Here is a 7,973-nt window from a genome sequence, read left to right as displayed (position 1 = left end):
ACTCATCCTCGACAAAATTCAAAAATATGGCTAGACAACGCGTCTGAGCTTTGAAATAGCTCTGGTTTCCTGCTGTTCGGTACAACAGCAATATCGTAAATCTGTTTTACATCACCCGTAAAAGTCAAATTACCTACCACCTCACCTGTATTTACATTCACTAACCATATTGCGCACACACTTTTCCCATCTAATAATCTTGGGTTTGCTTTAAAGCGAATATGCTCTTCTGATTTACGTAATGTACTCGTACCGACAAGCATCAAGTCACCAAAGAACGTCATTCCCCTTGTAAAACCTTGCAACTCACATAAAACTCTATTAGTACCTGACTTTGGATCGTATACATGAATATCGCCATCTCCAGATGCACAATAATACACCTTGCCTGCGTGGCATCTTGGCGAATGTGGCATTGAAATACCTGATTTGATGACCTTATTTTCAACGACATCAATAAGCACCCCTTTATTCCCTAGCTCTTCACGCCAACCTTGTGCTGTATCTGATTCACTAAAGGCTGTAGCATAACGAGGCACACCATCTAACAACGCCATGCCATTTAAATGGCATCTATTTTCCGGCTTCAGTTCTGAAATAAACGACGGCACCCAAGCAGCGACAAAACTATGGTCAGGACTTAACTTACTTAAACAAGAGAACATCGAGTTAACTACCCACAAACCATCATTACCCCAACAAATATCATGGATGTTGATCATACCTGTTGATAAAGTCGCTCTTTCTATAAACAAACTGTCGGCTGCCTTTACACTTTTGACTTGTTCATCCCACTCTTCACGAAATTTGGGGCTATCTCTGAGTTCATTATCTTGTAATTTTTTTGGCAACTCTTCATAACGATCAAGGTTCCCATTAATAACATCAGCATAACCACTTGGTGTTTTTTGAAAGTCGATTACTTGATTTAGTGTTCCAAGCGTGACCCTATTTTCGTCGGCATAAAGTCCCATTGGTCTTGGAAATGCCTTTAATTTTGTTTCTAGCTTGCCATTATTGGAACGCACTAAAATAACACGTTGTGATTGATAACTTGTCGCAATCAACGATACGCCCAACTGAGCCAATATTTTTGGGAAGTTGTCACTGTGGGTGCTACTAAAATCTAACGGTTCCATTTCAGTGCTCATTAATTTCACTACCTTTTGATCTAATCAAAGTTACACTCTTTATATTATTTTTATTAACTACATGTGCAGGCAAAATATTTTCAACCATCGTTAATTTTGTTAACGGGTATTCAACTCCGCATGCTTTTAGCTGTGCCACAACGCCTGAAACAATAGCGGCTGATGATGAGGTGCCACCAAAATTTACATACCCATTAAGTGACGTTGATGCAATTGAAGAAGGGGCGTAATAATCAACACATTGCCCATAATTAGAAAACTCAGCAACATTCCCATTTTTATTTATTGCCCCTATAACAACCACTGAACTTAATGCCGATAGATGATTGACTTCACAAGCTTTCTTACCCGAATTTCCTGCTGAAACAACGATAATAGGTGCATTTGATGCAGATGCAACATTCTCAATTACCAGTGACGTAATACCCGATAATAACGGTAAAACCCAACTACAGTTGATAACATCCGCTTTCATCAACTTAGCGACCTGAAATGCCAATATTATAGAAGATGACCATGTTGAAACTTGCCTGATAGCTATTATTTCACTAGTCGGTGCGAAACCCTCAACCCCTATATTATCTTGCTTTGCAGCAATAACTCCAACAACACGTGTACCATGGTAATCAGTTGGGTTTTTAGCACTGGTTGCCAGTGTTTTTTCATCAGGATCATATTCAAACAATACTGTTAAATCATCAAACTCTGGGTGAGTAAAATCAAAGCCGTCATCAATAATTGCAACCCGCACAGTATTCTCTGGTTTATCGCATAAAGGAGCATTTTGTGACACAAGCACGCTGCTAGTCTGCCTGCTTGTTCCTGACGTAACTAACTTTGTGACAGGTGCAATATCTGGTTCGATCTCTAGCACATCTTGATGTTTGCTTAACGCTAAATAAACATCAAAAAAATATTCGGGTCTAGGTGTTACCCAGTAAACCAATTCACTTCCTATATTAGCGATTACTTGAACTTGTTTTATTTCATCATGTAGCTGTGAGATCTCATCGACTGATAGCAAAGAGAGTATTATTATTTTTTTGTTAAAAGCGTACATCTTCCCTGCATCATCAATCAAAAAATTACTGTCATGCTTGGCAAATACAACACTACCTTTAGAGCTTTTAAATTGCAGCTTGTCTAAACTCGCCTGAGCAGATACATCTCTTGCAAATAAGCACACAACTATAATTAAACAGCTGAAAACAATATGCCAATTAAGGTATTTCAACATAAGTAAATAACAACCAACAGAGCTCTTTCAAACAACATATAACTTACTTCCTGCACAAACATAATGGTTTTTCATCATATGTAGAATACAGATTTCAAACTAAAATCTGTATTCTCACACATCAATTTCTTGGTGGATAAATTCCATCTAGTGCAATGCAAAAGTTTAACGCTAAGCTAGGTTGCATATTTTCATGCCGCTGACTCTTACCTGACGATGCTAAACTGCTGCTACTCATAGCACTTGTATTACTATCCAGTGGCGCAGTATATCGCAGTGCACCACCTGAGGAGGCAACGTCTATTGCAAGTTGATTATCACTTGGTTGGTCAGTATTACCAGCTTGAAATACACCTGAAATAACATGGTCATGCTTAGGTAGCTGTATGGGGGCCAACGCTACTTGGCTAACACCACCAAAGGTAGAAAATGGCCGAGTCGTTAGTCCTATCCCTGATCCCGCATGCATTGGTGCTCTGCCTTGTAAATCAGGGACTCCAAATGTTGTTCGTCCATCACCACCGAAATTAGTTCCCAGCAAACTAAATAGCGCTGTAGATTGTGAAATACTGAGTATTTGCCCTGCGCATTTAGCCCAAGCTCTAGGACTATACGTAAGACCAAATATTCTAATTTCAGCCATAAATGGTTCAGCCATAATATTTCTCCTTTAATTTCTTGATGGGAAGAGGCCGTTGAGGCAAATAATAAAATGTATAGCCAAATAAGGCATCATATTAGTATGCGGCTCATTAGCACCCACAGTTTCAACTGCAGCGTCATTTAGTTGCTGACTTTCTCCCGTGACAGCGCCTGATATATAAGTTGACTCAGTTGCAGGGCTTCTCGCCAAAACATTACCAATGGCTGTAGATGTAGTTGCACGATTATTATTTGCCTGCAAGCTATGGGTGTGTGCTGGCATCTGCTGTGGTAGAAGCGTCACTTTTTCTACGCCAGCCTGACGCGCTATAGGGTAAGGTTGTAATCCTGGGCCTTGCCCAAAATGTACGGGTACACGCCCTCTTAAATCAGGCAGCATAAATGACGAGCGCCCATCACCGCCATATTGTGCGCCAATCAATGCAAATAACACTTGGTTTTGACTTATTGAAAAAGTAGACCCGCTACAAAATGCCCACTGCCTAGGTGAGAATGTAGTAGCAATCATTTTTATTTCACCGACAAATGACTCAGACATGCTAGTTTCCTTTTTTAATTTCTAGCTGGAAAGGTACCTTCCAGTGCAATACAAAAATTAAGTACGAGTAAAGGTTGAAGATTAGTATGTGGCGACCCACTCCCGCTACTACTAACAACATCCTGAGCAAGTTCTGTCAAATCTAACGATGAACCGTATACGAAAGGTTCAGCTGAGGTACCCTTATTATCCTTTGATTCAGAAAATATACGATCTGTAAACGCGGGGCTATTAGCGGCTATGCTAGCCGTAGCTTTTACTGCATGCGTATGCGCTGGCATTTCATCTAACGTTAACCTAACCGTTTCCTCCCCTGAACTATCTCCAGCATAAAAGGGACGGTTTTCAGTGCTCAAAAACCCACTACCGATAGGCGTGCGCCCCCGTAAGTCCGGTAACTTAAAATCACTTGTTCCGTTACCACCAAACTGAGTCCCTAATAGAGCATACAGTGCCCCATTCTGTGTAATTGCGATCACTCCACCATTACAGAATGCCCAATTTTTTGGGGCAAAATCAAACGCAAATGGTCGTATTTCAGATATAAACGGATCAGCCATATAAATCTCCCTACTCACTTTTATTAAACGAATAATTTAGTCTATTAAACACGAAGTACTATTTTTGTGTCGTGATGTATATCTCATACTCAGTTTCGCTATTTGGTGATAGAAACAGCTCTGCATCATTAAATGCATCGTGTGTGAGTCTATATGTGCCTTGTTCTAAAGGTTCATTTGCAGAGCCTTTAAGCAAAACACGAAATGCATCCCATTGTTCCCCATTCAGTTTTGTTCTATCAACTGATGATACCTTTAACTCTACTTCACCATCTTGACCAGCAACCTTAACAATTGACCCTTGTGCTCTTTCAACATTTTCAAACGTAAACTTTTCCATATTCAACTCCTGTGTTTAACTTCGCTTAGTCACACACCACTCATTAATTTCACTGGGTGTGGGTACCACGCCATAAATTCATATGGCGGGCTAATTGATTCAACTTGAAACCCTAAACGCGCATACAACTGCTTAGCAGCAAAATTATGTTGCTCAACGGTCAGTGTTAAAGGTGCACCAGATTGTAATGCGGCACTTTGAAACGATTGAATTATCGCTGAGCCAAAACCATGCCCTCTCGCACTTGGTAAAAAGCCAATATCGACGATACGAATTTCATTTGGGCCAAAATCAATGGTTGCCTTACCGATTGCTTCATGATGTTTTTCAATAATAAAGTACATTGCATTGGGGAACTTATCTCCATACCCTTGGGTTTGAGCTTTAAACTGCATTTCCACAATTGACTCTACAAAATCTTTTTCGCCATCAATTAACTGTAAGTCTTGTCGCATTAAACTATGCAGCTTTTCTAAAAAAGGCTTATCGTTTGCATTTGACGGTCTTATATTTAAGCCCTTAGGAATATTAAGTTTCATTACCTCTTTAGCTCCTTAGCTTACTTTTTTTACTACAATATGTTTTTTCTTTAGAGTTCATAATTAAATCCAACAACCACTCATTAACATTACAGTCTATGACAAGGTTGATTCTTGGTGTATCACCAGTATTTATTACAGAATGTTCCGCATCGGCATTTATATACCAACAGCTGCTCTGACTTATTGGAACTTTTAAATCATCCACTAAAAATTCAACATGTTCAGATGTCTCTAAAGAAATATGAATACGTGCCTGGGCTGATAGCTCAATACTCAATCCAAGGTCTCGGTGGGGTTTAATCAAAGAGTTGGGGGAAAGGCGCATAAGCCGTGCAGATAAAATATTACATTTAAATTGTGACAATAACTCACTAATAGAAGGTAAATATTGAAGGTGATCGCCATCAATAAAACTTGAGCTAGACTCAATTGCGAAAGATTGCAGAATCACATGCTTATCAGCATGTTCAACAGGCACTCTTAAAGGCAATACATCCCAATCGCCCTGATAACACTGGGTATTAACATGTCTAACCCATTCTAATTTTTTTGCTACAAGCAAATCGGCAGACATCTTTTTTACATTATAAAAAATTTCAAGCTTGGCAAACGAAATGACTGGAGAGACTATATTCTCACCAGCATTAACAACTTCAGGAATAAGTATGTCATCATTCATTATTTGTTCTCAAACGAAGAGAATGAATGAGCAAGTATTTAATCTTAAAACAAAGTGTATACAGGATGGGGGTGAAATCGATTTCTGTATGTATATTGTTGCGGTATGTTGAGCTACTTTCACTCACTATAACGGCTTTAGCAAATGACTCTAATTGCATTTTAAGTAAAGACTTTAAATAACAAATTATTGGTTTTGCGCGCCGTAAACGCTTTGTAAGCTGTGAACTTTGTGCTTCCATACTGAAATATTCCTTTGATATCCAATTATCGTGCTAAATTCTATTAGGGAATTAATGCTACATTCAGTTAAGAGCTTAGTTTAAAAGCTATAGGGTACAACTTTAATTTTCATTTATTTTATATAGCTTTAATTTATTTGATTTATATCAAACATCATAAAAAACCATAAAAAATAAAAGGCTTAGTAAATGCAGCTTAATTTAAATTATCTTGAGCATGGCACAGGAGTGTTATAAAAAACATTACACGTTATTACATGGCATCATTTTTATTCTTATAAATAACTGCAGGCTTGATTTTGCTTAGCTTTATAATGAGCTCATATTTATATATTGCACAATTCGAGGACTATTCGTCCTATTTGGACAACTACCATGCGGCAGTGTATGTTGCCAAACAATTAAACTGCCCGCTTTTGCAGGCAAAGGCGTACTGTGCCATTGTTGGCAATTAAAATGATGTGGATTGGTGTTTTTAGGTAAGCTAGCAAGCCAGCCGTCTATTTTTTTATGAAAACCAGGAACACAACTAAACGCACCTTGATCAGCGGTAACGTCAGTAAGGTACAGTAACCCTTGCGTTGCAAAGGTGAGCGGTTTATTAAAATTAATATCCCAGTGCAGATTTGGCCCGGGAAACTGCCAACTCAATGTCTCTGGCGGGTTAAAACCAACCCTATCAGTACTTACAGTTAAATTACTTTTACCCCACAGTTGCTCAAAAACATCCCGCACCTGAGGCTGCTTCCGAATAGCTTGCATTGTTATATCATTAAAAATTTGTACCATAACTCCTTGTTTAAGATCATGATTTCGGTACCATGAAGCAGGATTGTGTTTATCCATATTCAAACGTTCATAAATCATATTACAAACGTTTTCACATAGCGTTTTTTCCACCAACTCAGGAATAATAACGTAACCATTATCATCCCAGCTTTGCCACTGCTGTGACGTTAAAACATAATGACGAGGCTGATTTAGTAATATTTTTTGTTGTTTTGGGTCTTTTTGCTGAAAAAATGCTGCTACCTTTTCATTTAACTTACTTTTAACTGTATTTGAAATAGCTATGCCATAACGCTGTTCTACCCAGTTTTCGAACGTTAAAAAACTATCCGATGAAAAAATGAATTCTATCGTCGGTGTGAGCCCTAAGCCTAAAGTATCCATGATCATGACATCAAGCGACCATTCGCCTTCTATTATTTTTTTATCCGCACAGCCTTGTTTTTGTAATTGCGCTTTGTGCCACATTCGTTTTAATTGAAATAGACCTAAGCGCCCAGTTTCTTTATAACAAGGTAGTATGCTCTGCGCTGTTGTGTGCAGAGATGGCACTTTTGCTATCAATTCATTTTGCATAATAACTCCTTTTTCTTGCCTGATTTTAGACAAGCAAAACACCTTAAATTGATTTATTAACGCTAACTAAACTTAGTTAGAATAGAGTGCTATATTACTGTAAGCAACAATTGTAATTGCTAAATACAGGGAGTGGTATGAACACTGAGATTGAAAAAATTCTCGCCTTTGTTACTCATATTGGAATAAAGCACAGGTATCAAAGGTTAAACGAAAAGACTTTTTTGCCGGGAATTAAAGTAGCCCAGGGAACTTTACTACTTGATTTAGAAAAATGCCTCTACCCTGGTGACATCCTTCATGAAGCAGGGCATATTGCAGTAACCCCAGAGACAAACAGAACCTGTTTAACCGGCGATATGAAAAACCATGATCACCAAGCCGCTGAAGAAATGACCGCGATTGCATGGTCATGGGCCGCAGCCTGTTACTTAAATATTGCACCCGATGTTTTATTTCATAAACACGGTTATAGAGGCAGTTCAGCTAGCTTAATAACCGCTTTTAGCAATAATACTGGCTTTGGCTATCCGCTGTTGTATTCATGGTTTATGTGCGAACAACCTGATCACCCCAACGGTTATCCAAACATGTTGAGGTGGCTTAGAGATGACGCCTACACACAAGCTCAACTAAAAAAATTACAATAAATACGAT

The 7,973-nt window shown here is 38.6% G+C and carries 10 protein-coding genes; 1 reads left to right on the top strand and 9 read right to left on the bottom strand.

All coding sequences use genetic code 11. The features are described 5' to 3' along the window. Nucleotides 1–2 precede the first annotated feature (2 nt). The 9 genes from FW757_RS01365 to FW757_RS01325 all read right to left on the bottom strand — a co-directional run bounded on the left by FW757_RS01365 (nucleotide 3) and on the right by FW757_RS01325 (nucleotide 7,316). On the bottom strand, nucleotides 3–1,151 hold the full coding sequence (locus tag FW757_RS01365) for a TIGR03032 family protein (protein WP_259398577.1): 1,149 nt from the start codon (nucleotides 1,149–1,151) through the stop codon (nucleotides 3–5). Next, nucleotides 1,141–2,232 (bottom strand): S8 family peptidase, encoded by a 1,092-nt coding sequence (locus FW757_RS01360; protein ID WP_259398578.1) that lies wholly within the window; start codon nucleotides 2,230–2,232, stop codon nucleotides 1,141–1,143. Before FW757_RS01360 ends, FW757_RS01365 begins: the two co-directional genes overlap by 11 nt. 277 nt (nucleotides 2,233–2,509) lie before the next feature. After that, entirely contained in the window at nucleotides 2,510–3,046 is a 537-nt protein-coding gene (locus FW757_RS01355; protein WP_054205193.1) for a phage tail protein, read from the bottom strand. 12 nt (nucleotides 3,047–3,058) lie between these two features. Then, entirely contained in the window at nucleotides 3,059–3,589 is a 531-nt protein-coding gene (locus FW757_RS01350) for a phage tail protein (RefSeq protein ID WP_054205192.1), read from the bottom strand. Nucleotides 3,590–3,603: 14 nt separating this feature from the next. Then, the gene (locus FW757_RS01345; protein WP_145242941.1) at nucleotides 3,604–4,149 is read right to left on the bottom strand and encodes a phage tail protein; all 546 of its coding nucleotides are present in this window, start codon (nucleotides 4,147–4,149) and stop codon (nucleotides 3,604–3,606) included. Between the two features lie 58 nt (nucleotides 4,150–4,207). After that, nucleotides 4,208–4,489, bottom strand: a complete 282-nt coding sequence (locus tag FW757_RS01340) for a DUF6916 family protein (protein ID WP_054205190.1) — start codon at nucleotides 4,487–4,489, stop codon at nucleotides 4,208–4,210. 29 nt (nucleotides 4,490–4,518) lie between these two features. Then, nucleotides 4,519–5,028, bottom strand: a complete 510-nt coding sequence (locus FW757_RS01335; RefSeq protein ID WP_145242939.1) for a GNAT family N-acetyltransferase — start codon at nucleotides 5,026–5,028, stop codon at nucleotides 4,519–4,521. A gap of 7 nt (nucleotides 5,029–5,035) precedes the next feature. Beyond that, nucleotides 5,036–5,710 carry an aspartyl/asparaginyl beta-hydroxylase domain-containing protein gene (locus FW757_RS01330; RefSeq protein ID WP_145242937.1) on the bottom strand — a complete coding sequence of 225 codons (675 nt, stop codon included), beginning with the start codon at nucleotides 5,708–5,710 and terminating at the stop codon, nucleotides 5,036–5,038. Nucleotides 5,711–6,260: 550 nt separating this feature from the next. Further along, entirely contained in the window at nucleotides 6,261–7,316 is a 1,056-nt protein-coding gene (locus FW757_RS01325; protein ID WP_145242935.1) for a phytanoyl-CoA dioxygenase family protein, read from the bottom strand. A 137-nt stretch (nucleotides 7,317–7,453) separates the two neighbouring features. On the opposite strand from FW757_RS01325, the gene FW757_RS01320 reads away from it, so the two are divergent. After that, a complete protein-coding gene (locus FW757_RS01320; RefSeq protein ID WP_446440786.1) occupies nucleotides 7,454–7,966 on the top strand; it encodes a hypothetical protein in 513 nt (170 codons plus the stop codon). The last annotated feature ends 7 nt before the right edge of the window (nucleotides 7,967–7,973 follow it).

The sequence above is a fragment of the Pseudoalteromonas sp. 1181_04 genome, assembly GCF_052850545.1.
This window is presented reverse-complemented; position numbering and strand designations above follow the sequence as displayed.